This is a genomic window from Pseudomonas sp. A6 (assembly GCF_052367875.1).
Taxonomy (GTDB): domain Bacteria; phylum Pseudomonadota; class Gammaproteobacteria; order Pseudomonadales; family Pseudomonadaceae; genus Pseudomonas; species Pseudomonas citronellolis.
The window spans coordinates 5,988,498-6,012,854 of the sequence record NZ_CP198970.1 but is presented as its reverse complement, the minus strand read 5'-3'; the positions used below and the strand labels follow the sequence as shown (position 1 = coordinate 6,012,854).

Annotated in this window: 23 protein-coding genes; 4 read left to right on the top strand and 19 right to left on the bottom strand. The window is 68.4% G+C overall.

Annotated elements, in window-relative coordinates; translation table 11 throughout:
• Positions 1–33: 33 nt before the first annotated feature.
• Entirely contained in the window at positions 34–1,548 is a 1,515-nt protein-coding gene (locus ACTWJ5_RS26385) for a C13 family peptidase (protein WP_444436853.1), read from the bottom strand.
• A gap of 89 nt (positions 1,549–1,637) precedes the next feature.
• Complete coding sequence (locus tag ACTWJ5_RS26380; RefSeq protein WP_009615980.1) at positions 1,638–2,093, bottom strand: MaoC family dehydratase; 456 nt, start codon at positions 2,091–2,093, stop codon at positions 1,638–1,640.
• A gap of 152 nt (positions 2,094–2,245) precedes the next feature.
• Between ACTWJ5_RS26380 and ACTWJ5_RS26375 the strand changes: the two genes are divergently transcribed.
• Genes ACTWJ5_RS26375 through ACTWJ5_RS26365 form a run of 3 tightly spaced genes read left to right on the top strand, consistent with a single transcriptional unit; the run spans position 2,246 to position 3,926 of the window.
• Positions 2,246–2,614, top strand: coding sequence for a CidA/LrgA family protein (locus tag ACTWJ5_RS26375; RefSeq protein WP_256512707.1), 369 nt, complete (start codon positions 2,246–2,248; stop codon positions 2,612–2,614).
• Positions 2,607–3,320, top strand: a complete 714-nt coding sequence (locus tag ACTWJ5_RS26370) for an LrgB family protein (protein WP_043273208.1) — start codon at positions 2,607–2,609, stop codon at positions 3,318–3,320. Before ACTWJ5_RS26375 ends, ACTWJ5_RS26370 begins: the two co-directional genes overlap by 8 nt.
• A gap of 15 nt (positions 3,321–3,335) precedes the next feature.
• Positions 3,336–3,926 carry an LON peptidase substrate-binding domain-containing protein gene (locus ACTWJ5_RS26365; protein ID WP_256512704.1) on the top strand — a complete coding sequence of 197 codons (591 nt, stop codon included), beginning with the start codon at positions 3,336–3,338 and terminating at the stop codon, positions 3,924–3,926.
• A 189-nt stretch (positions 3,927–4,115) separates the two neighbouring features.
• Here ACTWJ5_RS26365 and prpD read toward each other — a convergent pair whose 3' ends face one another.
• The 6 genes from prpD to ACTWJ5_RS26335 form a co-directional block, all read right to left on the bottom strand.
• A complete protein-coding gene (gene prpD / locus ACTWJ5_RS26360; protein WP_444436852.1) occupies positions 4,116–5,600 on the bottom strand; it encodes a 2-methylcitrate dehydratase in 1,485 nt (494 codons plus the stop codon).
• Between the two features lie 312 nt (positions 5,601–5,912).
• Positions 5,913–7,100 carry a 2-methylaconitate cis-trans isomerase PrpF gene (gene prpF / locus ACTWJ5_RS26355; RefSeq protein ID WP_116425567.1) on the bottom strand — a complete coding sequence of 396 codons (1,188 nt, stop codon included), beginning with the start codon at positions 7,098–7,100 and terminating at the stop codon, positions 5,913–5,915.
• A gap of 285 nt (positions 7,101–7,385) precedes the next feature.
• Complete coding sequence (acnD, locus tag ACTWJ5_RS26350; protein ID WP_444436851.1) at positions 7,386–9,995, bottom strand: Fe/S-dependent 2-methylisocitrate dehydratase AcnD; 2,610 nt, start codon at positions 9,993–9,995, stop codon at positions 7,386–7,388.
• Positions 9,996–9,997: 2 nt separating this feature from the next.
• Entirely contained in the window at positions 9,998–11,158 is a 1,161-nt protein-coding gene (gene prpC / locus ACTWJ5_RS26345; RefSeq protein ID WP_444436850.1) for a bifunctional 2-methylcitrate synthase/citrate synthase, read from the bottom strand.
• 145 nt (positions 11,159–11,303) lie between these two features.
• Complete coding sequence (gene prpB / locus ACTWJ5_RS26340) at positions 11,304–12,191, bottom strand: methylisocitrate lyase (RefSeq protein WP_444436849.1); 888 nt, start codon at positions 12,189–12,191, stop codon at positions 11,304–11,306.
• A complete protein-coding gene (locus ACTWJ5_RS26335; protein ID WP_009615989.1) occupies positions 12,188–12,910 on the bottom strand; it encodes a GntR family transcriptional regulator in 723 nt (240 codons plus the stop codon). The genes prpB and ACTWJ5_RS26335 overlap by 4 nt, the downstream gene beginning before the upstream one ends.
• Positions 12,911–13,105: 195 nt before the next feature.
• Between ACTWJ5_RS26335 and ACTWJ5_RS26330 the strand changes: the two genes are divergently transcribed.
• Positions 13,106–13,717 carry a class I SAM-dependent methyltransferase gene (locus ACTWJ5_RS26330; protein ID WP_058070652.1) on the top strand — a complete coding sequence of 204 codons (612 nt, stop codon included), beginning with the start codon at positions 13,106–13,108 and terminating at the stop codon, positions 13,715–13,717.
• 7 nt (positions 13,718–13,724) lie between these two features.
• On the opposite strand, the gene ACTWJ5_RS26325 is transcribed toward ACTWJ5_RS26330, so the two are convergent.
• From ACTWJ5_RS26325 to ada, 11 genes are all read right to left on the bottom strand, one after another.
• On the bottom strand, positions 13,725–13,964 hold the full coding sequence (locus ACTWJ5_RS26325) for a hypothetical protein (protein WP_009615991.1): 240 nt from the start codon (positions 13,962–13,964) through the stop codon (positions 13,725–13,727).
• 175 nt (positions 13,965–14,139) lie between these two features.
• Positions 14,140–14,370, bottom strand: a complete 231-nt coding sequence (locus ACTWJ5_RS26320; RefSeq protein WP_009615992.1) for a hypothetical protein — start codon at positions 14,368–14,370, stop codon at positions 14,140–14,142.
• 112 nt (positions 14,371–14,482) lie between these two features.
• Positions 14,483–14,935, bottom strand: coding sequence for a hypothetical protein (locus ACTWJ5_RS26315; RefSeq protein WP_444436848.1), 453 nt, complete (start codon positions 14,933–14,935; stop codon positions 14,483–14,485).
• A 466-nt stretch (positions 14,936–15,401) separates the two neighbouring features.
• Entirely contained in the window at positions 15,402–16,679 is a 1,278-nt protein-coding gene (locus ACTWJ5_RS26310) for a sigma-54-dependent transcriptional regulator (protein ID WP_444439663.1), read from the bottom strand.
• Positions 16,680–16,726: 47 nt separating this feature from the next.
• Positions 16,727–18,613 (bottom strand): sensor histidine kinase, encoded by a 1,887-nt coding sequence (locus ACTWJ5_RS26305; RefSeq protein WP_074984975.1) that lies wholly within the window; start codon positions 18,611–18,613, stop codon positions 16,727–16,729.
• A 157-nt stretch (positions 18,614–18,770) separates the two neighbouring features.
• Entirely contained in the window at positions 18,771–19,505 is a 735-nt protein-coding gene (locus ACTWJ5_RS26300; protein ID WP_009615999.1) for an amino acid ABC transporter ATP-binding protein, read from the bottom strand.
• Complete coding sequence (locus ACTWJ5_RS26295; protein ID WP_174672455.1) at positions 19,502–20,170, bottom strand: amino acid ABC transporter permease; 669 nt, start codon at positions 20,168–20,170, stop codon at positions 19,502–19,504. The genes ACTWJ5_RS26300 and ACTWJ5_RS26295 overlap by 4 nt, the downstream gene beginning before the upstream one ends.
• On the bottom strand, positions 20,167–20,913 hold the full coding sequence (locus ACTWJ5_RS26290; protein ID WP_256512667.1) for an amino acid ABC transporter permease: 747 nt from the start codon (positions 20,911–20,913) through the stop codon (positions 20,167–20,169). Before ACTWJ5_RS26290 ends, ACTWJ5_RS26295 begins: the two co-directional genes overlap by 4 nt.
• A 186-nt stretch (positions 20,914–21,099) precedes the next feature.
• Complete coding sequence (locus ACTWJ5_RS26285) at positions 21,100–22,008, bottom strand: glutamate/aspartate ABC transporter substrate-binding protein (protein WP_058070656.1); 909 nt, start codon at positions 22,006–22,008, stop codon at positions 21,100–21,102.
• A gap of 455 nt (positions 22,009–22,463) precedes the next feature.
• On the bottom strand, positions 22,464–23,105 hold the full coding sequence (locus ACTWJ5_RS26280; protein ID WP_253411555.1) for a phosphatase PAP2 family protein: 642 nt from the start codon (positions 23,103–23,105) through the stop codon (positions 22,464–22,466).
• Between the two features lie 81 nt (positions 23,106–23,186).
• A complete protein-coding gene (gene ada, locus ACTWJ5_RS26275) occupies positions 23,187–24,245 on the bottom strand; it encodes a bifunctional DNA-binding transcriptional regulator/O6-methylguanine-DNA methyltransferase Ada (RefSeq protein ID WP_444436847.1) in 1,059 nt (352 codons plus the stop codon).
• Positions 24,246–24,357: the final 112 nt, after the last annotated feature.

Genomic DNA, 24,357 nt, shown 5'->3' with positions numbered 1-24,357 from the left:
TCCGCTGACACAGTTACAAGCGTAGTTGCCGGGCTATCGTTTTTCCTGCACGTGCCCCGCATCGGCGCTCAGGGCCCGGCTGGCCTGGCCTGCGCGCAAGGCGTTCCAGCGCTGCAGGACGGCCGGCGGCGCCCACAGCTGCGGCTCGGAGGCGTCGAATCCGTCCGCCGTCTCGCGCCGGGCGACCTCGCTGCTGGCCAGTTGGAAGGCCTGCTGCAGGTCGTCGGTGGCGTTCAGGGCGTTGGCGAACAGGGCCTGGCCGAAGTAGGTGAAGTCCGCTTCCTCGGAACAGCCGAAGGACACCCGGTCGCTGCGCGCCGCCGTCATGATCAGAGTCCTGTCGTCCTTCAGAGGTTCGATGAAGCCGCCGCTGTAGCAGGCCGAGATCACCAGCACCTTGTAGCGGTCCTTCAGCGGCGCGAGGAGTTCGGCGAGGTCGGCGGCGGGCAGGTTGTCCAGGCGGATGCCGGGCATGTCGAGGATCAGTTGGTGGTCGTGGCTGCCGTGGCTGGTCAGGTAGATGAACACCAGGTCCTCCGGGCCGCTGCTGCGCGCCAGGGCACGGATCGCCCGCGCCAGGCTCTCGCGGGTGGCCATGGGGCGGTCGTCGGCGTGGTTGCGGTTGTTCACCAGGGTGACCACGCCGCGCGCGCCGAAGCGCTGGCCGAGCAGGCGGGCGACGTAGTCGGCCTCGCGCAGGAACACGCTCTGCTTGCCGTCGCCGCCCACGCTCAGGGCGTACAGCTCCACTTGCGGCGTGGAAGGCGGCAGCGCGGCCAGGGCGCGGTCGAGCAGGCGGCCCTGTTCCAGCAGGCCGACTTCCACCGGGTTGGGCAGGCGCCGGCCCTGTTCGTCGCGGCGCAGCAGGCCGTTGCTCCAGATGCCGGCCTGCAGGCGCCCGTCGGCGCCGCGCAGGCTGCCCTTGCCGGCGAACTTGCCGTCGGCGAACTGGCCACGGTAGACCTGGCCGTCGGCCTGGGTCAGCACGCCTTCGCCGGCGAAGCGCCAGTCCTTGAAGCCACCTTCGTAGCGGCTGCCGTCGCGGCCCTCGTACTTGCCCTGGCCGTTCAGCGCGCCCTGGCTGAACTGGCCGCTCCACACGTCGCCGTCGGCGTTGACGAAGCGCCCCTGGCCGCTGAATTCGGTGTTCTCGAAGCCGCCCTCGTAGCGGTCGCCGTCGGCGTCGCTGAAGCTGCCCTTGCCGCGCAACTGGCCGTTCTCGAAGGTGCCGGTGTATTCGTTGCCCTGGCCATCGTCCAGCTGGCCCTGGCCGTGGTAGAGGCCAGCGCGGAAGCCGCCCTGGTAGTGGCTGCCGTCGGCGCCATGCCATTCGCCCGGGCCGTCGAACAGGCCCTTGGCGAAGCGGCCCTGGTACCAGGCGCCGTTACCATGCTCCAGGCGCCCCTCGCCGTGCAGGCGGCCGTCGACGAGGGCGCCGTGGTAGCGCGCGCCGTCGGGCAGCACCAGGTCGGCCGAGGGCTGGGCGGGGCCCTGGTCGCAGGCCGCCAGGGCCAGGATCAGGGCGAGGAGGGGAAGGTGCAGGCGCATGCGGCAGGTCGGTCACGGCGGTTTTGCACCAGTGTGACGCAAAAAAGCCCGCGGGCGCGGGCTTTTTTGCAGGGGGCCGGGCGCCGGTGTCAGACGAAGGCCAGGCTCAGCGATTCGGCGATGTAGGCCGGCTTGGGCAGGCCTTCGATCTCCAGGGTGCAGCGCGCCTTGATCAGCCACTGGCCGGGGTTCTTCTCGCTGACGTCGAGGATGGTCACCTGCAGGCGCACCCGCGAATCCACCGGCACCGGCTGGATGAAGCGCACGCTGTCGAGGCCGTAGTTGACCACCATCTTCGGGTTCTCCGGGAGCACCAGCAGGCCCTCGCAGAGCTTGGGAATCAGCGACAGGGAGAGGAAGCCGTGGGCGATGGTGCCGCCGAACGGGGTCTTCTTCGCCTTCTCCGGGTCCACGTGGATGAACTGGTGGTCCTCGGTGCACTCGGCGAACTGGTTGATGCGGTTCTGGTCGATGGTGAGCCATTCGGAATGGCCCAGGTCCTTGCCAATGTAGTCCTTGAGGGTGCTGACGGGAACGAACGGCATGTTTTCCTCCGCGAACGCGTGTTGTTGTTTTTTGCGTGCGATGCAGCATGGCACAGGTCGATGACGGCTGCGCACCTATGCTTGAAGCGAATGCCATGCCATAGGCCGGGCGTACTTGGGCATAATGTCGGGCTTTTTCACAGGAGGTTGCCATGCTGCTCCGCGGCCTGATCTGGCTGGTGCTGTTCCAACTGCTGGGCACCGGCCTGAATGTTCTCATCCTGCCGATGATCCCCGGCCCGATCATTGGGCTGGTGCTGCTGCTGGCGTTCCTGCTGGCGCGCGGGGAAGTGGGCGAGCCGATCACGCTCGCGGCCTCCTCGCTGCTGCGCTACCTGCCGCTGCTGCTGGTGCCGCCGGCGGTGGGGGTGATGGTCTACGGCCGCCAGCTGCTGGCGGACTTCTGGCCGCTGGCCGGGGCCCTGGCGCTGTCGCTGCTGGGCTCCTTCCTGTTCGCCGGCTGGCTGATGCAGAAGCTGATCGACCGCCAGCGCGGCCGCAAGGAGGCCCCCGATGCTTGACTGGCAAGGCGCCTGGCAGGCGGTCACCCACCATCCGCTGTTCTGCATCGGCATCACCCTGGCGGCCTACCAGTTGGCCCTGGCGGCCTACGAGCGCACGCGCTGGGTATTCCTGCAGCCGGTGCTGGTGTCCATGGCCATGGTGATCCTGGTACTGCTGGGCACCGGTATCGACTACCAGGCCTACAGCGCCGGGGTCAGCGTGCTGACCGTGCTGCTCGGCCCGGCCACGGTGGCCCTGGCGGTGCCGCTGTTCCTCAACCTCAAGCGCATCCGCCAGCTGTTCTGGCCGACCCTGGTCACCCTGCTGGTGGCTGGCGTGCTGGCCACCGTGGCCGGCATCGGCCTGGGCTGGCTGTTCGGCCTGCGCGGCGAGCTGCTGATGAGCCTGGCGCCGAAGTCGGTGACCTCGCCCATCGCCATGCTGGTGGCCAGCCAGATCGGCGGCGTGGCGGCGCTGGCGGCGGTGTTCGTGCTGATCACCGGGGTGCTCGGCGCCATCCTCGGCCCGGAGCTGCTGCGCCGCATCGGCGTGCGCCACCCGGCCGCCCAGGGCATGGCGCTGGGCATGACCGCCCACGCCGTGGGCACCTCCCGAGCCCTGCAGGAGGGCGAGGAATGCGGCGCCTTCGCCGCCCTGGCGATGAGCCTGATGGGCGTGGCCACCGCAGTGCTGCTACCGTTGGCGGTAGCGTTGATCGCCTGAAGCAGGAAGATTCACATGAAGTTGCCGCTCTTCCCCCTCAACACCGTGCTGTTCCCCGGTTGCCGCCTGGACCTGCAGATTTTCGAGGCGCGTTACCTGGACATGATCGGCCGCTGCATGAAGCAGGGCGGCGGCTTCGGCGTGGTGTCCATCGTCGAAGGCCGCGAAGTGGGCGAGGCGCCGGAGGCGTTCAGCCAGGTCGGCTGCGAGGCGCTGATCCGCGACTGGCAGCAGTTGCCCAACGGCCTGCTGGGCATCCGCGTCGAGGGTGGCCGGCGTTTTCGGATAAGCGATACGCAGGTGCAGCCGGACCAGTTGCTGGAAGCCGAGGTGGTCTGGCTGGAGGAACAGCCCGACCAGCCGCTGACCGAGGAGCACGACGACCTGGCCGCGCTGCTCGGCGCGCTGTCGCTGCACCCGATGGTCGCCACCCTGGAGATGGGCGGCGAGGTCAACGGCCAGCAGGAGCTGGCCTGCCAACTGGCCTACCTGCTGCCCTTCGAGCCGGAGCAGAAGCAGGTGCTGCTGGAGATGGACGACCCCACGGTGCGCCTGGCGCGCATCCAGGTGCTGCTGGAGCAGTTGCAGGGCGATCTGTTGGCCTGAGGAAAGGGGCGGCGTAGGGCGGATAACGTTCGACGTTATCCGCCGTTTGACCTTGGTTTCCGGCGCGTATCGGGTTTGGCCACGGAGCGCCTGTTTCAAGGCACTCCGGGCTCGACCAAGGAGCCGGGCACGAGGTCGGGTGTAACGGCGTACAACCGCGAACGGTTGTACGCCCTACGCCCCTCCGCTTCAGATCACCAGCAAATCCATGAAGCGGTGCACCGGCGTGGCTTCCAGCTGCGCGGGGTCGTCGCACAGCGCGGTTATCTGCGCGCAGCGCTGCGGGGCGAAGCGGGTGGCCAGGGCGTTGCGGAACTTCGCCTCCAGCAGCGGGATGCCCTCGGCGCGGCGGCGGCGGTGGCCCACCGGGTATTCCACCTCGATCTTCGGCGTGCTGCTGCCGTCCGAGAAGAACACCTGCACGGCGTTGGCGATGCTGCGCTTGCCCGGCTCCAGGTATTCGCGGCTGTAGCGCGCGTCTTCCACCACTTCCATCTTGTCGCGCAGGCGGTCGATCAGCGGGTGCGCGGCGTGGAAGGCGTCTTCGTAGTGCTCGGCTTCCAGGGTGCCGTAGATCAGCGGCACGGCGACCATGTACTGGATGCAGTGGTCGCGGTCGGCGGCGTTGGCCAGCGGGCCGGTCTTGGAGATGATGCGGATCGCCGATTCCTGGGTGTCGATGACGATGCGGGTTATCTCGCTGATGCGGTTGCGCACCAGCGGGTGCAACTGCACCGCGGCTTCCACGGCGGTCTGCGCGTGGAACTCGGCGGGGAAGCTGATCTTGAACAGCACGTTCTCCATCACGTAGCTGGCGAAGGGCTGCGGCAGGCGGAAGCGGCGCTGGTCGTCGGGCTTGAGCGCCAGGTCCTTGTTGGTGTGGCTGAACAGCACGTCGTAGAAGCCCCATTGCGGCGCGCTCAGCACGCCGGGGATGCCCATCTCGCCGCGCCGGGCGATGTCCGCCAGGCGCAGGCCGCGGCTGCTGGCGTCGCCGGCGGCCCAGGATTTGCGCGAGCCGGCGTTGGGCGCGTGGCGGTAAGTGCGCAGCGCTTGGCCGTCGACGCAGGCGTGGGAGAGGGCGGAGAGCAGTTGCTCGCGGTCGGCGCCGAGCAGCCGTGCGCTCACCGCCGTGGAGGCGAGCTTGACCAGGAACACGTGGTCCAGGCCGACGCGGTTGAAGGCGTTCTCCAGGGCGAACACGCCCTGGATCTCGTGGGCCAGGACCATGGATTCCAGCACGTCGCCCATGCTCAGCGGCGGTTCGCCATTGGCCTGGGCGCGCTGCGCCAGGTGGTCGGCGAGGCCGAGGATGGCGCCGAGGTTATCCGACGGGTGGCCCCATTCGGCGGCCAGCCAGGTGTCGTTGTAGTCCAGCCAGCGCACCAGCGCGCCAATGTCCCAGGCGGCCTTGACCGGGTCGAGGCAGAAGCGCGTGCCCGGCACCCGCGAGCCGTGGGGCACCACGCTGCCTTCCACCTGCGGGCCGAGCAGCTTGGTGCATTCGGGGAAGCGCAGGGCCAGCAGGGCGCAGGCCAGGCTGTCCATCAGGCACAGCCGCGCGGTGTCGCGGGCCTCGGCGGAGTCGACGCGGTAGGTCAGGACGTAGTCGGCGATCTGCTGCAGGACGCCGTCGTAGTCGGGGCGGGTGTTCGGATCGGCGTTGGTGCTCATGGCGTGCTCCTGCGCGGTAATCCGGGAGAGTCTAGACGCTGGGGTTGTCTACTGGGTTCCCGCGTTCGCGGGAATGACTCCGGGAAACACGACACTCGATCCCGTCATTCCCGCGAACGCGGGAACCCAGAAAACAACGTAAGAGCAGCTGTCTTGCAGGTCGCGCCGGGGTGTTCTTCGTAGGAGCGAGCTTGCTCGCGAACCGCATGGCACCGCGTTTGTTCGCGAGCAAGCTCGCTCCTACGAGAAGCCGGGCCTCCCCGACGGCAGGAGGGGCCATCGCGGACGGAGTCCGCTCCTACGGGGCAGCGCTCAGAAGGCGTCGCCCGGCACCCGCACCCAGCCTTCCATGAGGATGCGCGCGCTGCGGCTCATGATGGCCTTGGTCACGGTCCATTCGCCGTCCACCTGCTTCGCCTCGGCGCCCACGCGCAGGGTGCCGGAGGGGTGGCCGAAGCGCACGGCGCTGCGTTCGCCGCCACCAGCCGCGAGGTTCACCAGGGTGCCCGGCACGGCCGCGGCGGTGCCGATGGCCACGGCGGCGGTGCCCATCATGGCGTGGTGCAGCTTGCCCATGGACAGCGCGCGCACCAGCAGGTCGACGTCGCCGGCCTGCACCTGCTTGCCGCTGGAGGTGCGGTAGTCCTTGGGCGGCGAGACGAAGGCGATCTTCGGCGTGTGCTGGCGGGTGGCCGCTTCTTCGGGAGTCTTGATCAGGCCCATGCGCAGGGCGCCGGCGATGCGGATCTGCTCGAAGCGCGCCAGTTGCTCGGGATCGGAGTTGATGTCCTCGCGCAGCTCGGTGCCCTTGTAGCCGATGTCCTCGGCGTTGACGAACACCGTGGGGATGCCGGCGCTGATCATGGTCGCCTTGAAGGTGCCGACGCCGGGCACTTCCAGGTCGTCCACCAGGTTGCCGGTGGGGAACATCGAGCCGCCTTCCTCGCCGTCGTCGGACGGGTCGAGGAATTCCAGCACGATCTCGGCGGCGGGGAAGGTCACCCCGTCCAGTTCGAAGTCGCCGGTTTCCTGGACCTGGCCGTTGGTCACCGGCACGTGGGCGATGATGGTCTTGTTGATGTTGGCCTGCCAGATGCGCACCACGCAGGTGCCGTTGTCCGGGATGCGCGCGGGGTCGACCAGGCCGGCGTGGATGGCGAAGGCGCCGGCGGCGGTGGAGAGGTTGCCGCAATTGCCGCTCCAGTCGACGAAGGCCTTGTCGATGGATATCTGCCCGTAGAGGTAGTCGACGTCGTGGCCGGGCTGGCTGCTTTTGGACAGGATCACGCACTTGCTGGTGCTGGAGGTGGCGCCGCCCATGCCGTCGATGTGCGCCGAGTAGGGATCGGGGCTGCCGATCACGCGCATGAACAGCTTGTCGCGCGCAGCTCCGGGCACCTGGCAGCGTTCGGGCAGGTCCTGCAGGCGGAAGAACACGCCCTTGCTGGTGCCGCCGCGGATGTAGGTGGCAGAAATCTTGATCTGGGGTTGCTGAGCCATGATTTCGTCCTGGCTGAGGGGATGAAAAACCGAAAAAGGCGCTGGAGGCTGAACGAGGGAACGGCTTCTCGTTCAGCCTTCAGCCTCTAGCGCTTTTCTCGAACCTGCGGTCTTAGGCCACTGCCCCCTTGAGGAAGCCCTTGGCGAAGCGCTGTAGCACGCCGCTGGCCTTGTACCGGCTGAGGGGATGAAAAACCGAAAAAGGCGCTGGAGGCTGAACGAGGGAGCGGCTTCTCGTTCAGCTTTCAGCCTCCAGCCTCCAGCGCTTTTCTCGAACCTGCGGTCTTAGGCCACTGCCCCCTCGAGGAAGTCCTTGGCGAAGCGCTGCAGCACCCCGCCGGCCTTGTACACGCTGACGTCGGCGGCGGTGTCGAGGCGGCAGGTCACCGGTACCCTGAGCACTTCACCGTTGCGGCGGTTGACCACCAGGGTCAGGTCGCAGCGCGGCGACAGTTCGCCTTCGATGTCGTAGGTCTCGGTGCCGTCCAGGCCCAGGGTCAGGCGCGTGGTGCCCGGCTTGAATTCCACCGGCAGCACGCCCATGCCCACCAGGTTGGTGCGGTGGATGCGCTCGAAGCCCTCGGCCACGATCACCTCGACGCCGGCGAGGCGCACGCCCTTGGCCGCCCAGTCGCGGGACGAGCCCTGGCCGTAGTCGGCGCCGGCGACGATGATCAGGTTCTGCTTGCGGTTCATGTAGGTCTCGATGGCTTCCCACATGCGCATCACCTTGCCTTCCGGCTCCACGCGGGCCAGCGAGCCCTTCTTCACCTGGCCATCGACCACGGCCATCTCGTTGATCAGCTGCGGGTTGGCGAAGGTGGCGCGCTGCGCGGTGAGGTGGTCGCCGCGGTGGGTTGCGTAGGAGTTGAAGTCCTCCTCCGGCAGGCCCATCTTCGCCAGGTATTCGCCGGCCGCCGAGCTGGCGAGGATGGCGTTGGACGGCGACAGGTGGTCGGTGGTGATGTTGTCCGGCAGGATCGCCAGCGGCAGCATGCCCTTGAGCGTGCGTTCGCCGGCCAGCGCGCCTTCCCAGTAGGGCGGGCGGCGGATGTAGGTGGACTGCGGGCGCCAGTCGTACAGCGGGCTGTCGGCTTCCTTCACGCTGCCCAGGTCGAACATCGGGATGTACACCTGGCGGAACTGCTCCGGCTTCACGCTGGCCGCGACAATGGCGTCGATCTCTTCATCGGACGGCCACAGGTCTTTCAGGGTGATCGGGTTGCCGTTGGCGTCGGTGCCCAGCGGGTCCTGCTCGATGTCGAAGCGCACGGTGCCGGCGATGGCGTAGGCCACCACCAGCGGCGGCGAGGCGAGGAAGGCCTGCTTGGCGTAGGGGTGGATGCGCCCGTCGAAGTTGCGGTTGCCCGAGAGCACGGCGGTGGCGTACAGATCGCGGTCGATGATCTCCTGCTGGATCTTCGGCTCCAGCGCCCCGGACATGCCGTTGCAGGTGGTGCAGGCGTAGGCGACGATGCCGAAGCCGAGCTTTTCCAGCTCGGTCAGCAGGCCGGCTTCTTCCAGATACAGCCTGGCGACCTTGGAGCCCGGCGCGAAGGAGGTCTTCACCCAGGGCTTGCGCACCAGGCCCAGCGCGTTGGCCTTCTTCGCCAGCAGGCCGGCGGCCACCACGTTGCGCGGGTTGGAGGTGTTGGTGCAGCTGGTGATGGCGGCGATGATCACTGCGCCGTCGGGCATCAGGCCGTGGGCTTCTTCGTCGCGGCCGGATTCCAGCTTGGCCTCGTCGGCGATGCCGCGCTCGGCCAGCGCCGAGGTCGGCAGGCGGCGGTGCGGGTTGGACGGGCCGGCCATGTTGCGCACCACGCTGCCCAGGTCGAAGCTGAGCACGCGTTCGTACTCGGCGGTCTTCAGGGCGTCGCCCCACAGGCCGAGGGTCTTCGCGTAGTTCTCCACCAGCGCCACCTGCTCCGGCTCGCGGCCGGTGAGCTTGAGGTAGTCGATGGTCTGGCCGTCGATGTAGAACATCGAGGCGGTGGCGCCGTATTCCGGGCACATGTTGGAGATGGTCGCACGGTCGCCGATGGACAGGCTGTCCGCCCCCTCGCCGAAGAACTCGACGTAGGCACCCACCACGCGTTCCTTGCGCAGGAACTCGGTGATCGCCAGGACGATGTCGGTGGCGGTGATGCCGGGCTGGCGCTTGCCGGTCAGCTCGACGCCGACGATGTCGGGCAGGCGCATCATCGACGGGTGGCCGAGCATCACGGTCTCGGCTTCCAGGCCGCCGACGCCGATGGCGATCACGCCCAGGGCGTCCACGTGCGGGGTGTGCGAGTCGGTGCCCACGCAGGTGTCGGGGAAGGCCACGCCGCCGCGCGCCTGGATCACCGGGCTCATCTTCTCCAGGTTGATCTGGTGCATGATGCCGTTGCCGGCGGGGATCACGTCGACGTTCTTGAACGCGGTCTTGGTCCACTCGATGAAGTGGAAGCGGTCCTCGTTGCGGCGGTCCTCGATGGCGCGGTTCTTCTCGAACGCCTCCGGGTCGAAGCCCGGGGCCTCCACGGCCAGGGAGTGGTCGACGATCAGCTGCGTCGGCACCACCGGGTTGACCTTGGACGGGTCGCCGCCCTGGTCGGCGATGGCGTCGCGCAGGCCGGCCAGGTCGACCAGCGCGGTCTGCCCGAGGATGTCGTGGCAGACCACGCGCGCCGGGTACCAGGGGAAGTCCAGGTCGCGCTTGCGGTAGACCAGCTGCTCCAGGGCCGCGGTGAGCAGCTCCGGCTCGCAGCGGCGCACCAGCTGCTCGGCCAGCACGCGCGAGGTGTACGGGAGTTTGTCCCAGGCACCAGCCTGGATCTCTTCGACGGCCGCACGGGCGTCGAAGTAGTCCAGTTGTGTGCCGGGCAGGCTTTTACGGTATTGGGCATTCATGATTATTTACGATCCTTGAGCGGCACGAACTTCAGGTCTTCGGGACCGGTGTAGTTGGCGCTCGGGCGGATGATCTTGCCGTCGATGCGCTGCTCGATGACGTGGGCGGACCAGCCGGCGGTGCGGGCGATCACGAACAGCGGGGTGAACATGGCGGTGGGCACGCCCATCATGTGGTAGCTCACGGCGCTGAACCAGTCGAGGTTGGGGAACATCTTCTTGATTTCCCACATCACGCTTTCCAGGCGCTCGGCGATGTCGTACATCTTGCTGTTGCTCTGCTCTTCGGAGAGCTGGCGGGCGACTTCCTTGATCACCTTGTTGCGCGGGTCGGACACGGTGTAGACCGGGTGGCCGAAGCCGATCACCACTTCCTTCTTCTCGACGCGGGCGCGGATGTCGGCCTCGGCTTCGTCCGGGTTGTCGTAGCGCTTCTGGATTTCGAAGGCCACTTCGTTGGCGCCGCCGTGTTTCGGGCCGCGCAGCGCGCCGATGGCGCCGGCGATGCAGGAGTACATGTCGGAGCCGGTGCCGGCGATGACGCGGGAGGTGAAGGTGGAGGCGTTGAACTCGTGCTCGGCGTACAGGTTCAGCGAGGTGTGCATGGCGCGCACCCAGGACTCGCGCGGCTTCTCGCCGTGCAGCAGGTGCAGGAAGTGGCCGCCGATGGAGTCGTCGTCGGTCTCCACGTCGATGCGCTTGCCGTTGTGGCTGAAGTGATACCAGTACAGCAGGGCCGAGCCCAGGGAGGCCATCAGCTTGTCGGCGATGTCGCGGGCGCCGGGGTGGTTGTGGTCGTCCTTCTCCGGCGACAGGCAGCCGAGCACGGACACGGCGGTGCGCATCACGTCCATCGGGTGGGCCGACGGCGGCAGGGTTTCCAGGGCGGCCTTGACGCCCGCCGGCAGGCCGCGCAGGGCCTTCAGCTTGGCCTTGTAGGCGGCCAGTTCGGCGACGTTGGGCAGCTTGCCGTGGACCAGCAGGTGGGCGATTTCCTCGAATTCGCAGCGGTTGGCGAAGTCGAGCACGTCGTAGCCGCGGTAGTGCAGGTCGTTGCCGGTGCGGCCGACGGTGCACAGGGCGGTGTTGCCGGCGGCGGTGCCGCTCAGGGCCACGGATTTCTTCGGTTTGAAGCCGGTGGTGGTTTCGGCGGTGGCGCTCATCGTATCTCTCCTCACGAATCCGGTTGCTTTGTTCTTGTTCCGCCGGCGAGGCCGGGCGTTTCGATTCGATTGCGGCGGCGCTGCCCCTCGGCGTCATTCCCGCGAACGCGGGAACCCAGTGCCTTGGGGCCAGTCGCCGTCCGGCTTACTTCTTGTTCGCCGCGAACAGCGCGTCGAGCTTCTGCTCGAAGGCGTGGTAGCCGATGCGGTCGTACAGCTCGGCACGAGTCTGCATCAGCTCGATGACGTTCTGCTGGTGGCCTTCCTGGCGGATCGCGGTGTACACCGCTTCGGCGGCCTTGTTGGCGGCGCGGAAGGCCGACAGCGGGTAGAGCTGGATGGCCACGCCGACCGAGGCCAGCTCGTCGCGGGTGAACAGCGGGGTGGCGCCGAACTCGGTGATGTTGGCCAGCACCGGCACGTTCAGCGCGTCGACGAAGCGCTTGTAGGTCGGCAGGTCGTAGGCGGCCTCGGCGAAGATGCCGTCGGCGCCGGCTTCCACGTAGCGCAGGCAGCGCTCGATGGCGGCGTCCACGCCCTCGGCCTGGATGGCGTCGGTGCGGGCGATGAGGAAGAAGTTCGGGTCGGTCTTGGCGTCGGCGGCGGCCTTCACGCGGTCGGCCATCTCCTCGGTGGAGACGATTTCCTTGCCCGGACGGTGGCCGCAGCGCTTGGCGCCGACCTGGTCCTCGATGTGCGCGGCGGCGGCGCCGGCCTTGATCAGGCTCTTGACCGTGCGCTCGATGTTGAAGGCGCTGGGGCCGAAGCCGGTGTCGATGTCCACCAGCAGCGGCAGGTCGCAGACGTCGGTGATGCGGCGCACGTCGGTGAGCACGTCGTCCAGGGTGTTGATGCCCAGGTCCGGCAGGCCCAGGGAGCCGGCGGCCACGCCGCCGCCGGACAGGTAGATGGCCTTGAAGCCGGCGCGCTTGGCGAGCAGGGCGTGGTTGGCGTTGATCGCACCGATCACCTGCAGCGGTTTCTCTTCGGCAAGGGCGGTACGGAAACGCTGGCCGGGGGAAAGCAGACTCATGACTCACCTCGTTCGTTGGCTGTCTTGGCTTGGGCGTCCAGGTAGTGACGCTCGATGTTGCGCTTGGAAGCGCCGATGTGACGGCGCATCAGCAGTTCGGCCAGTTCGCCATCACGGTCGGCGATGGCATCGAGAATGCGGTGGTGCTCGGCGAAGGCCTGGCGCGGCCGGTTCGGCACGGCGGAGAACTGCAGGCGGTACATGCGCACCAGTTGGTACAGCTCGCCGCAAAGCATCTGGCTCAGGGTGCGATTGCCGCTGCCCTGGATGATCCGGTAGTGGAAGTCGAAGTCGCCTTCCTGCTGGTAGTAGCCGCGCCCGGCCTGGAAGGCCTCGTCGCGCTCGTGGGTGTCGAGCACCCGGCGCAGCTCGTCGATCTCGGCCTGGCTCATGCGCTCGGCGGCCAGGCGGCAGGCCATGCCTTCCAGGGACTCGCGGATTTCGTACAGCTCGATCAGTTCGGCATGGCTCAGCGACACCACCCGCGCGCCGACGTGGGGCACGCGCACCAGCAGCTTCTGGCCCTCCAGGCGGTGGATCGCCTCGCGCAGCGGGCCGCGGCTGATGCCGTAGGTGCGCGCCAGCTCCGGCTCGGAGATCTTGCTGCCGGGGGCGATCTCGCCCTTGACGATGGCCGACTGGATCTTGCGGAACACGTGTTCCGAAAGCGTCTCGCCGTCGCCTTCGACGTCGTTGGGCAGGAGCAGGGATTCGTTCATGGTGTCGACAATCCACATCAGGTGCGGCGAAAACTAACCCCCCTTGTTCGTGTGGTCAAGGGGATTGTCGACAATCGTCTAATGGGCCGACGAGTTATGCACAAAGGTTCCCAGGAATCCGGCGGATGGCGGAAAAGCCCGCGCGGCGCGGCCTGGGCTGCGCTAGGCTGGGCGAAACCGCCAGGGGAGACGAGCATGGGTGTCTACGATCGCTACCTGCTGCCACGGCTGATCGACTGCGCCTGCGGCATGGGCGAGGTGATGAAGCAGCGTTCGAAGCTGGTGCCGCGGGCCCGTGGCCGGGTGCTGGAGATCGGCATCGGCACCGGGTTGAACCTGGGTTTCTACGACGCGGGGAAAGTGTCGACAATCGTCGGCGTCGACCCGGCGGCGCAGATGCAGGGCCTGGCGCGCAAGCGCGCGGCGGGCATCGGCATCCCGGTGGAAATGGTGGCGCTGGAGCTGGGTCAGATTCGCGCCGACGCCGGCAGCTTCGACTCCATCGTCTGCACCTTCACCCTGTGCAGTATTCCGGACGTGCTGGCGGCGCTGCGCGAGATGCGCCGGGTGCTCAAGCCGGGCGGCGAGTTCCTCTTCTGCGAACACGGCCTGGCGCCGGACGCTGGCGTGCGCGCCTGGCAGCACCGCCTGACGCCGATCTGGAAGCCGCTGGCCGGCGGCTGCCACCTGGACCGCGACATCCCGGCGCTGATCGAGGCCGGCGGTTTCCAGGTGCGCGAACTGAGCCGCGAGTACCTGCCGGGGCCCAGGCCGATGACCTATGTCTACAAGGGAATGGCCGACTGAAGGCGCTTCAGGCCGGCACCGGGCCCAGGGCCATCACCCGCAGGATGTGCACGCTGCGGATGAACAGGTCGGCCACCGGGCCGCGGCGGTCGGCGCGGCAGTCGTCCAGGCGCACCAGGCTGGGGGCGCAACCGGCCAGCAGGTCGAAGTAGTCGCGCAGTTGCATGCGTCCGCGCAGGCGGTGCGGGCGCTGGGCGTTGTCCAGGGTTTCCAGTTCGACCCAGAGGGTGTCTTGATCCGGTTGCATGGTGGGTTCTCGCACGGCGCTGCTGCCGAAGGCTGCGTAGGAAATTGCCGAAGTACCTTTCGTATTCCCTTGGGACTGACGCCGCGCCGCCCGGTTCCCCGGGCGCCAATGAATCGTGGCGATATTCAGCTTCGGTTCAGTTAGCCCCGCGCCCGGGCACGCTTCGGCGTGGCGTCTAGGCGGCTGCGTCGCTGTCGTCGGTGCGGACCACCCAGCGGATGTTCACCCCGCGGATGAACAGGTCGCTCTGGCCGTGGAGGTCCGTCAGGCGGACCAGGGCGGGCGTGTCGCCCAGCAGCAGGTCGTGGTAGTCGTTCAGGCTGATGCGCCCGCGCAGGATGCGCGGGGCGTGGTTGGGCAGGTGGGTTTCGAGTTCCACCGGCAGGCTGTCGTGATCGTGGGGCATGGCGGGCGCCGCTGGGTGCAATTGAACCTGCAACTGTAGGTTCGGCCCGGCGCCCGGCCTAGTGGAGATTCACCGCTGCTTCTGTAGGAAAAAGCCTGGGTTGCGCGTCGGCTCAGAGACCTTCGTCATCGCGCACCAGCACGCAATGGCAGCCGTCTTCCTCTTCGTGCCAGTCGTGCAGGAAGTACATCTGCACCTTGTCCGGGCTCGGCATCACGGCGACGAAATCGCCGATCTCCGGGACGAAGAAGGCCTTGCTGCCGGGCTCGGCCTCGCACTCCACCAGGGCGTTGAAGAAGGCCGCCGGGTCGGCATCCTCGAAGAACGCCTCGCGCTCGGCGGCGTCCCAGTCGGCGGGCGCCTCGAAGGGGCCGAGAATGAGCACCCTGGCGTCGCCCAGGTCCAGCTCCTCGGCGTCCGGGTCGGCGTCATCGGGGCGGTAGAAGCAGGCATCCACCGCCTTCGCGTCGGCCAGAATGGCCTGGCGCGCGGCCAGGCGCCGCTGCGGATCGACGCCGGCGTCGGCGCAGAGCTGGTTCCAGAAGGCTTCGGATTTGGCGGACATGGGGCGGCTCCGGCGGGGCGGCGATGGGGAAGGCGGCTAGTGTAGCGTAGGGCGTATAACCGTTCGCGGTTATACGCCGCCTGACCTTGGCCATGCCCCGCTCGGAGCCGACCTTGGCCGTTTCCGCCGACGGAAGAGGATCGCCCCGGTTCGACCCCGGCGTTGGCGGGGGCATGGGTGTAGCGGCGTATAACGCGGAGCGTTATACGCCCTACGACCGTGCTTCCCGCGATTCGCGTAGGGCGTATAACCGTTCGCGGTTATACGCCGCCTGACCTCGGCCACATCCTGCTCGGAGCCGACCTTGGCCGTCTCCACCGACGGAAGAGGATTGCCCCGGTTCGACCCCGGCGTCGACGAGGGCATGGGTGTAGCGGCGTATAACGCGGAGCGTTATACGCCCTACGACCGTGCTTCCCCGGAACCGTAGGAGCGAGCTTGCTCGCGAACCCCGTAGGGATTGGCGTTACGCCAGGCCGTACTTCTTCACCTTGTCGAACAGCGTGGTCTTGGCCATGCCCAGGGCCAGGGCGGCCTGGCTGAGGTTGCCGGCGTGGCGTTCCAGGGCGCTTTGCAGCAGGCTGCGCTCGAAGGCTTCCACGGCTTCGGCGAAGCGCGGTTCGCTGGCGTCCGGGCCCAGGCCGCTGCTGCTCAGCACCGGCAGGCCGAGGGCGAAGCGTTCGGCGACGTTGCGCAGTTCGCGCACGTTGCCCGGCCAGTCGTGGGCCATCAGGCTGGCGGCGGTGGCGTTGTCGATGGCCGGCGCCGGGCGGTCGAAGCGCAGCGAGGACTGCTGCAGGAAGTGCTCGAAGAGCATCAGGATGTCTTCACGCCTCTCGCGCAGCGGCGGCAGTTGCAGGGTGATGACGTTGAGGCGGTAGTAGAGGTCGCTGCGGAAGCTGCCCTCGCGGCCCATGGCGGCGAGGTCCGACTTGGTCGCGGCGATCACCCGGCAATCCACCGGGATCAGCTGGTTGGAGCCCAGGCGTTCCAGCTGGTGTTCCTGCAGCACCCGCAGCAGCTTGATCTGCAGGTTCAGCGGCATGCTCTCGATCTCGTCGAGGAACAGGCTGCCGCCGTCGGCGTGCTCGATCTTGCCGATGCGCCGCTTGCCGGCGCCGGTGAAGGCGTGGGCCTCGTGGCCGAAGATTTCACTGTCGATCAGGCTTTCCGGCAGGCCGCCGCAGTTCAGCGCGACAAAGGCCTTGGCCTGGCGCCGGCTGTAGTCGTGCAGGCAGCGGGCGACCAGTTCCTTGCCGGTGCCGGTCTCGCCTTCGATGAGCACGTTGGCCGAGGTGTCGGCGACGTTGGCGATCAGCTCGCGCAGCGCCTGCATCGCCGGCGAACGGCCGATCAGCCGGGCCTCCAGGGCCTGGCGCCCGGCCAGTTGGCGACGCAGCTGGCCGATCTCGCGGCTGAGCCGGCGGTGCTCCAGGGCGCGCCGCGCCACGTCCACCAGGCGCTCGGGGGCGAAGGGTTTTTCCATGAAGTCGTAGGCGCCGTCGCGCATGGCCTGCACCGCCATGGCGATGTCGCCGTGGCCGGTGATCAGCACCACCGGCAGCTGCGCGTCCTTCTCGCGCAGGCGGGCCAGCAGCTGCAGGCCGTCCATGCCGGGCAGGCGGATGTCGCTGATGACGATGCCGGGGAAGTCGGCGCCCACGCGCCGCAGCGCTTCCTCGGCGCTGGCCACGCCGTCGCTGTCGATGTCTTCCAGGGCCAGGGCCTGCTGGCAGCCGAGCAGCACGTGGGGGTCGTCCTCGACCACCAGTACGCGGAGTTTTTCGTCGCTCATGGCGTGGGTTCCTGAGTGGGCAGCAGTGGCAGGCTGAGTTCGAAGGCGGTGCCGCCGGCCTCCGGGTGGGCCACGCCGAGGCTGCCGCCGGCGGCGGTGGCGAGGCTGGCCGAGAGCGTCAGGCCCAGGCCCAGGCCGTGCTCGCCGGGCTTGGTGGTGAAGAAGGGTTCGAACAGGTGCTCGCGGGCATCCGGCGGGATGCCCGGGCCGTTGTCGCGCACCGTCAGGTGGTACTGCGCGCCCTCGGCGCGGCCGCTGAGCCAGAGCTGGCGGTCGGCCTGCGCGCTCATGGCGTCGAGGGCGTTGGCGATCAGGTTGACCAGGATCTGTTCCAGGCGCGTCTGGTCGATGCCCAGGCACACGTCGTCGAATTCGCGGTGCAGGGCCAGCGGGCAGTCCTTCAGGCGCACCTGCAGCACCCGCAGCGCGGCGTCCACCGCCTTGCCCAGGCGCGCCTGGCCGTGGTCGTCGGCGCGCCGGGCGAAGGCGCGCAGGCTGGCGGTGATGCGGCCCATGCGGTCGACCATTTCGTTGATCGCCTCCAGGTTGCTGCTGGCGATGTCCAGGGCGCCGCGCTGGAGGAAGCGCACGGTGTTGCCGGAGAGGGTGCGCAGCGCCGCCAGCGGCTGGTTCAGCTCGTGGGCGATGCTGGTGGACATCTGCCCGATCACCGCCAGCTTGCCGGCCTGGACCAGGCGGTCCTGGGCCTTGCGCAGGGTGTCCTCGGCCTGGCGGCGCTCGCGGATCTGTTCGCGTAGATGCTGGTTGCTGGCGCGCAGGTCGGCGGTGCGCTCGGCGATGCGCCGCTCCAGTTCGTCGTTGGCCTGTTCCAGCGCCTCGCGGGCGGCCAGGCGGGTGGCCAGGACCTTGCGCCGCTCGTTCCAGGCGATCAGCAGAAACGCCAGCAGGGCGAAGCCCACCGCGGCCAGCACGCCGTGGATCATGGCTTCGCGGCGCACGTCCTGCAGCGGGCTGAGCAGGGTGAAGTCCCAGGGGGTGTCGTTCAGGCGGCGGCTCTGCTTCAGGTACAGGCGCTCGGCGTGCTGCTCGCCGCTGGCGTCGCGGTCGCGGAAGCCGATTTCCTCCACGCCCTCGCCCAGGGCCCGGCGCGAGCTGGGCTGCCATTCGTTGAGCGCCCACCAGTAGTACTGCAGGCTGCGCGCCAGGCGCTCCTTGTCCGCGGCGCTGAGCGGGCGCACCGCCTTCAGGCGCAGTTGCGGGTTGCTGGAGAGGACGATGATGCCGTTCTCGTCGCTGACGAAGGCCTGCAGCTGGGCCTTCTCCCAGCGTTCCTCCAGGGCCTCCATCTTCACCTTGACCACCGCCACGCCGACGATGCGCCCGCCGTGCACCAGGCCGTGGGCCAGGTAGTAGCCGGGCTCGCCGACGGTGCTGCCGATGCCGTAGAAGCGCCCCGGGCGGCCCTGCACGGCGTCCTGGAAGTAGGCGCGGAAGGACAGGTCCTCGCCCAGGTAGCTGTCGGCGTCCTGCCAGTTGCTGGTGGCCAGCACGCGGCCGGAGGTGTCGAGCAGGTAGATGGCGCGGCTGCCGGCGCGGCGGTTGAGGCCTTCGAGGTAGGCGTTGACCAGGTCGCGGCGGTAGGGCGTGGGTTCCAGCAGCAGGCGGGTGACGTTGTTTTCCAGCTCCAGCAGGCTGGGCAGGTAGGTGTAGCGGCTGATCTCGCTTTCCACCCCGCGGGCGTGCAGTTCCAGCTGGCGCTCGCCGCTGGCGACCAGGGCGCGGGTGCCGGCGCCGGCGCTGACCAGGTAGCCGCCGTAGCCGAAGCCGAGCATCAGCAGGATCAGCGGAATCGGCAACAGCAGGTTGCGCACGAGGCTCGGCTTCACGTTCGGCGGTGGCAGGGTCAATGGCTGGGCGGGCATTGCATCACAGTCGTCGGAAGCGGACCAGCCCGGCGCCGGGCCGGGCCGATGGAGAGGTGCCAATGCTGCTCTTCGTAGGAGCGAGCTTGCTCGCGAACAGACGCCGCAGCGGGGCTCGTTCGCGAGCAAGCTCGCTCCTACGAGAAGCCATGCGGCTTCAGTGGGTGAGGATCTTGGCCAGGAACTGCCGGGCGCGCTCGGAGCGGGCTTCCAGGTCGCCGAAGAACTCCTCCTTGGCGCAGTCTTCGACGATCTGCCCGCGGTCCATGAAGATCACCCGGTCGGCCACCTTGCGGGCGAAGCCCATCTCGTGGGTCACGCACATCATGGTCATGCCTTCCTGGGCCAGCTGGACCATCACGTCGAGCACCTCGTTGACCATCTCCGGGTCCAGCGCCGAGGTCGGTTCGTCGAACAGCATCACGATCGGGTCCATGGCCAGGGCGCGGGCGATGGCCACGCGCTGTTGCTGGCCGCCGGAAAGCTGGCCGGGATGCTTGTGGGCGTGGGCCTTGAGGCCGACGCGGTCGAGCAGCGCCAGGCCCTTCTCGGTGGCCTCGTCCTTGCCGCGGCCGAGCACCTTGACCTGGGCGATGGTCAGGTTCTCGGTGATGGTCAGGTGCGGGAACAGCTCGAAGTGCTGGAACACCATGCCCACCCGCGAGCGCAGCTTCGGCAGGTTGGTCTTCGGGTCGGCGATGGAAGTGCCGTCGACCACGATGTCGCCCTTCTGGAACGGCTCCAGGGCGTTGACGCACTTGATCAGCGTCGACTTGCCCGAACCGGACGGCCCGCAGACCACCACCACTTCACCCTTGGCGACCGAGGTGCTGCAGTCGGTGAGGACCTGGAAGTCGCCGTACCACTTGTTGACGTTGTCGATGGTGATCATAGGGCTAACCCTTTCTGCAGGCGCTTGACCGCGAAGGAGGCGGTGAAGCTGACGATGAAGTAGACGAGACCGGCGAAGATCAGGAATTCGTGGGGCTGGCCGATGATGTCGCCGCGCGAGCGCGCCGCGTTGAGGAAGTCCATCAGGCCGACGGTGTAGACCAGCGAGGTGTCCTGGAACAGGATGATGCTCTGCTGCAGCAGCAGCGGGGTCATCTTGCGGAACGCCTGGGGCAGGATGATCAGCCGCATGCACTGGCCGTAGGTCATGCCCAGGGCTTGCGCCGCGCCCATCTGGCCCTTGGGGATGGCCTGGATGCCGGCGCGGACGATCTCGCAGAAGTACGCCGCCTCGAACATCACGAAGGCCACCAGGCAACTGGTGAAGGCGCCCACCGGGGTGTCGCTGCCGGTGATCCAGCGCAGGATGTAGGGCACCGCCAGGTAGAACCAGGTGATCACCAGCAGCAGCGGGATGGAACGGAAGTAGTTGACGTAGAAGCCGGCGAGGTTGCTCAGCAGGCGGTTGTGGGACAGCCGCATCAGCGCCAGCAGGGTGCCCAGCACCACGCCGCCGAGCACGCCCAGACCGGTCAGCTGCAGGGTCATGGCCATGCCGTCCCACAGGCCCGGCAGCGCCGGGACGATCGAGCTGAAGTCCATCATTTGCCTCCCACGGAAATCAGCCCGGGCAGCGCGACCTTGCGCTCGACCAGGCGCATGAACAGCATCAGGCTCATGTTCAGGGTGAAGTAGATCGCCGTGGCCAGGGTGAAGGCCTCGAACAGGTTGGCGCTGAACTCGGCGGTCTGCTTGGTCTGCGCCAGCAGCTCCATGAGGCCGATCAGCGAGGCCACCGAGGAGTTCTTGAAGATGTTGAGGAACTCCGAGGTCAGCGGCGGGATGATGATGCGGAAGGCCTGCGGCAGCAGCACGTAGCGGTACACCTGCGGCAGGCTGAAGCCCATGGCGCGGCCGGCGGCGACCTGCCCCCCGGGCAGCGCCTGGATGCCGGTGCGCACCTGCTCGCAGACGCGCGCGGCGGTGAACAGGCCCAGGCACACCACGACGCTGACGAAGGCCGAGGTCTCCGGCGCCAGGCCGAGCTTGAACCAGTCCTGCAGCGGCTGCGGCAGCAGGTCCGGGACCAGGAAGTACCAGATGAACAGCTGCACCAGCAGCGGCACGTTGCGGAACAGCTCGACGTAGCCGGTGCCGATGGCCGACAGCCAGCGGTTCGGCACGGTGCGCAGCACGCCCAGCAGCGAGCCCAGCGCCAGCGCGAGGAGCCAGGCGCTGAGGGCGACGGCGATGGTCCAGCCCAGGCCGGTGAGGTACCAGTCCAGGTAGATCTCGTCGCCGATCCCGGTGGACTTGAAGAACACGCCCCAGTCCCAGTTGTAGTTCATGAAGGTTGCCCTCGATGGCCCCGTGCGGGGCGTCGAAACGGCCGGAACGCGGCGCGCAGGCGCCTGCGCCCGTGGGTGGCGGGCGTGTTCCGGTGGTGGATCAGGAAGGAAGGGGAGGCCGGGAACGCCGCTGGCGCTCCCGTTCCCCGCCCAACCGCGCCTCGTGAGCGCGGCGGGGCGCCACCGTTACATCTGCTCGGCAGACTTGTCGGTGGGACTGGCGATCAGCTTCTTGAGCGTGTCGCTCATCGGGAATTCGAGGTTCAGGCCCTTGGGCGGCACCGGCTGGGTGAACCACTTGGCGTAGATGTCGTTGATCTGCCCGGAGGCGAAGGTATCGGCGATGGCCTTGTCGACCACTTTCTTGAAGCCCTCGTCGCCCTTGCGCACCATGCAGCCGTAGATTTCGTAGGACTGCGGGGTGCCGACCACCGCCCAGTCGTCGGGCTTGCGGGCCTTGGCCATTTCGCCGTAGAGCAGCGCGTCGTCCATCATGAAGGCCACGGCGCGGCCGGATTCGAGCATCAGGAAGGACTCGCCGTGGTCCTTGGCCGAGATGATGTTCATGCCCATCTTCTTCTCGGCGTTCATCGACTTGAGCAGGCGCTCGGAGGTGGTGCCGGCGGTGGTCACCACGTTCTTGCCCTTGAGGTCGGCGAAGTCGCTGATGCCGCTGGTCTTCCTGGTCAGCAGGCGGGTGCCCACCTCGAAGATGCCGAGGGAGAAGTCGACCTGCTTCTGGCGCTCGAGGTTATTGGTGGTGGAGCCGCACTCGATGTCCACGGTGCCGTTCTGCACCAGCGGGATACGCGTCTGCGAGGTGACCAGGTTGTAGCGCACCTTGAGGTCGGGCATGCCCAGTTCCTGCTTGACCGCCTCGACCACCTTCAACTGCAGGTCGTGGGAATAGCCCACCGGCTGGCGCGGGTCGTCGGCCAGGTAGGAGAAGGGGATGGAGGCGTCACGGTGGCCGAGGACGATGGTGCCGGAGTCCTTGATCTTCTTCAGGGTGCCGGTGAGTTCCTCGGAAAGGGCCGGAGTGGCGAACAGGGCGGCGACGATGGCCACGCCCAGCACACGGGGTGCGATACGCATTGATGCTTCCTCGACTTGTTCTGGTTGTTGTCGATCCTGCGGCAGGCGTACCCGGCGGCGGGCCCTCCTGGCGGCCGGCGGGCAAGCGCGGCGCTGCCGCATGCTCACGGGAAGCACTGGAGCAGGGACCGTGCCAGTCCCTGGGATTTATTTCAAGTAATTGAATTTAAAGGATTTATATTCGGGATCGGCGGGCCGTTGGCGAGACGGGTGTTCGGACTGCCGAATAGACGCCGTTCGTGCGTTCGGTTTTCCGAACGCGCACGCCGCTCCCTTGTAGGAGCGCGCCCTGCGCGCGAATCGCGGGCAGGGCCCGCTCCTACGAAGAGCACTCCGGCGCGGTCTGTAAGGGAGGCAGGGTATTTCACCGTAGGATGGGTTGAGCGAAGCGATACCCATCACCACGACCGCATGGGTTTCGCAGGCTCAACCCATCCTGCGAAGCGCATCTCGGCTCAGGCCGCCGGCGCCCGCTGCCCGTCGAGACGATGGAAGCCGCCCCACTCGCCGCGCTTGAACGGCTTGTCGCGGTCAGCCATGTAGGCGGCGATGCGTTCCAGCATCTGGTGGGTGGGCGCGCGCACGCCCGTCACGCCTTGCAGCGAGGCCAGCAGCAGGACGAGGGCCAGCAGCACGGGCGACAGCGACGGCAGGCGGCGCTGCGTCAGGCAGAGGAAGGCGCCGCTGGCGGCCAGGCCCACGGCCAGCCCGCCGTAGACTTCCGCCGGCGAATGGACGTTGATCTGCAGCCGCGACACGCCCACCAGCACCGCCAGCACGGCGCCGCCGGCCGCGGCGGCCAGGCGCCAGGCGGGGCGGGCGGGCAGCAGCAGGCTGCAGAGCACCGGCAGGACGCTGGCGGCCATCATGCTGTGGCCGGACAGCCCGGTGAAGTTCCACGCCGGAATACCGATGCCCCAGCCCATGAAGGCCAGCTTGGAGAGCAGGGTTACGCCGGCGGCCAGGCCGAACAGCAGCAGCCAGCAGTGGGCGTTGTGGCTTTCCCGGCGCAGCAGCAACCAGGCATAGATGAACAGCGCGCAGGGCAGCAGCAGCGAGCTGTCGCCGAAACGGGTGATGAGGTTCCAGAGGGTCATGGGGCTTGCAGGCGGTCCTTCGAGGGGCCGAACCATAGCACAGCGACGGCTCTGCCATGGGCCCGGCCGATCGGAGGCGGCTCAGGCCGGTTCGTCCTGCTGCGCCGCCTGGTCCTCGCGGCGCAGCAGCTCGCGCTTGCGCTCCAGGCCCCAGCGGTAGCCGCCGCTGCCGCCGTCGGCGGCCACCACCCGGTGGCAGGGCACCAGCAGCCCCACCGGGTTGCTCGCGCAGGCGCGGGCGATGGCCCGGGGATGGCTGTGCAACTGCTCGGCCAGTTCGCCGTAGCGCCGTGTCTGCCCGCTGGGAATCTGCGCCAGGGCGAGCCAGACGCGCAGCTGGAAGGCGCTGCCGTGCAGGTCCAGGGGCAGGCCGGCGGCGCGTTCGGGCTGTTCCAGCTGGCGCAGCACCCGGCCCAGCCAGTCGCCCAGGCCGGCGTCGTCGCGCTGTAGCTCGGCGGCGGCGAAGCGTTGGCGGAGTTCCGCCTCCAGCAGCTCCGGCGCGTCGCCGAACAGCAGGGCGCAGACGCCCCGCGGGCTTGCCGCCAGCAGCACCTGGCCGAGCGGGCAGGGGGCGATGGCGTAGCGCAGGCGGGTGCCGGCGCCTTTCTGCCGGCGCTGCGCCGGGCTCAGCGCGGTGGGCGCCTCGTAGAGCGCGCGGGTGCCGGAATAGCCCGCTTCCAGGGCGGCATCGAGCACCGAACGCGCCTGCGGCAGGGCGGCGGCCAGGCGCTGCTGGCGGCGGGCCTCGGCCCAGGCCCGCGGCGTCAGGCCGGTACGCGCCTTGAAGGCGCGGGCCAGGTGCGAAGCCGAGAGGCCGATGCGCGCGGCCAGTTCGTCCATGGTCAGCGGGCGCTCGGCCTGCTCCAGCAACTGGCAGGCGGCGGCGACCAGGGCGTCCAGGCGCTGCGCCGGGCTCTCGCCGTCGGGCGTGCAGCGCTTGCAGGGGCGGAAGCCCGCGGCTTCGGCGGCGGCCGCGTCGGCGTGGAAGCGCACGTTGGCGCGGCTTGGCCGCCGCGCCGGGCAGCTCGGCCGGCAATAGACGCCGGTGGAGCGAACGGAAAACACGAAACGCTGGTCGAAGCCCGCGTCACGCTCGCAGACCGCCTGCCAGCAGCGTTCATCATCGGGAAGTGGGGGCATGGCGCTCTCCAGGGAGGACCGGGTACATGGGGAAATTGTCGGCGTCACCCGGCGGGCGGGCAATCCGTAATCGCTTTTCAAACTGCCGGCTACGCTTGCAGGAGGTCCGTCG

Coding starts and splice junctions, on each gene's coding strand:
- ACTWJ5_RS26385 (WP_444436853.1), bottom strand. CDS start 1,548: ATGCGCCTGCACCTTCCCCTCCTCGCCCTGATCCTGGCCCTGGCGGCC.
- ACTWJ5_RS26380 (WP_009615980.1), bottom strand. CDS start 2,093: ATGCCGTTCGTTCCCGTCAGCACCCTCAAGGACTACATTGGCAAGGAC.
- ACTWJ5_RS26375 (WP_256512707.1), top strand. CDS start 2,246: ATGCTGCTCCGCGGCCTGATCTGGCTGGTGCTGTTCCAACTGCTGGGC.
- ACTWJ5_RS26370 (WP_043273208.1), top strand. CDS start 2,607: ATGCTTGACTGGCAAGGCGCCTGGCAGGCGGTCACCCACCATCCGCTG.
- ACTWJ5_RS26365 (WP_256512704.1), top strand. CDS start 3,336: ATGAAGTTGCCGCTCTTCCCCCTCAACACCGTGCTGTTCCCCGGTTGC.
- prpD (WP_444436852.1), bottom strand. CDS start 5,600: ATGAGCACCAACGCCGATCCGAACACCCGCCCCGACTACGACGGCGTC.
- prpF (WP_116425567.1), bottom strand. CDS start 7,100: ATGGCTCAGCAACCCCAGATCAAGATTTCTGCCACCTACATCCGCGGC.
- acnD (WP_444436851.1), bottom strand. CDS start 9,995: ATGAATGCCCAATACCGTAAAAGCCTGCCCGGCACACAACTGGACTAC.
- prpC (WP_444436850.1), bottom strand. CDS start 11,158: ATGAGCGCCACCGCCGAAACCACCACCGGCTTCAAACCGAAGAAATCC.
- prpB (WP_444436849.1), bottom strand. CDS start 12,191: ATGAGTCTGCTTTCCCCCGGCCAGCGTTTCCGTACCGCCCTTGCCGAA.
- ACTWJ5_RS26335 (WP_009615989.1), bottom strand. CDS start 12,910: ATGAACGAATCCCTGCTCCTGCCCAACGACGTCGAAGGCGACGGCGAG.
- ACTWJ5_RS26330 (WP_058070652.1), top strand. CDS start 13,106: ATGGGTGTCTACGATCGCTACCTGCTGCCACGGCTGATCGACTGCGCC.
- ACTWJ5_RS26325 (WP_009615991.1), bottom strand. CDS start 13,964: ATGCAACCGGATCAAGACACCCTCTGGGTCGAACTGGAAACCCTGGAC.
- ACTWJ5_RS26320 (WP_009615992.1), bottom strand. CDS start 14,370: ATGCCCCACGATCACGACAGCCTGCCGGTGGAACTCGAAACCCACCTG.
- ACTWJ5_RS26315 (WP_444436848.1), bottom strand. CDS start 14,935: ATGTCCGCCAAATCCGAAGCCTTCTGGAACCAGCTCTGCGCCGACGCC.
- ACTWJ5_RS26305 (WP_074984975.1), bottom strand. CDS start 18,613: ATGCCCGCCCAGCCATTGACCCTGCCACCGCCGAACGTGAAGCCGAGC.
- ACTWJ5_RS26300 (WP_009615999.1), bottom strand. CDS start 19,505: ATGATCACCATCGACAACGTCAACAAGTGGTACGGCGACTTCCAGGTC.
- ACTWJ5_RS26295 (WP_174672455.1), bottom strand. CDS start 20,170: ATGATGGACTTCAGCTCGATCGTCCCGGCGCTGCCGGGCCTGTGGGAC.
- ACTWJ5_RS26290 (WP_256512667.1), bottom strand. CDS start 20,913: ATGAACTACAACTGGGACTGGGGCGTGTTCTTCAAGTCCACCGGGATC.
- ACTWJ5_RS26285 (WP_058070656.1), bottom strand. CDS start 22,008: ATGCGTATCGCACCCCGTGTGCTGGGCGTGGCCATCGTCGCCGCCCTG.
- ACTWJ5_RS26280 (WP_253411555.1), bottom strand. CDS start 23,105: ATGACCCTCTGGAACCTCATCACCCGTTTCGGCGACAGCTCGCTGCTG.
- ada (WP_444436847.1), bottom strand. CDS start 24,245: ATGCCCCCACTTCCCGATGATGAACGCTGCTGGCAGGCGGTCTGCGAG.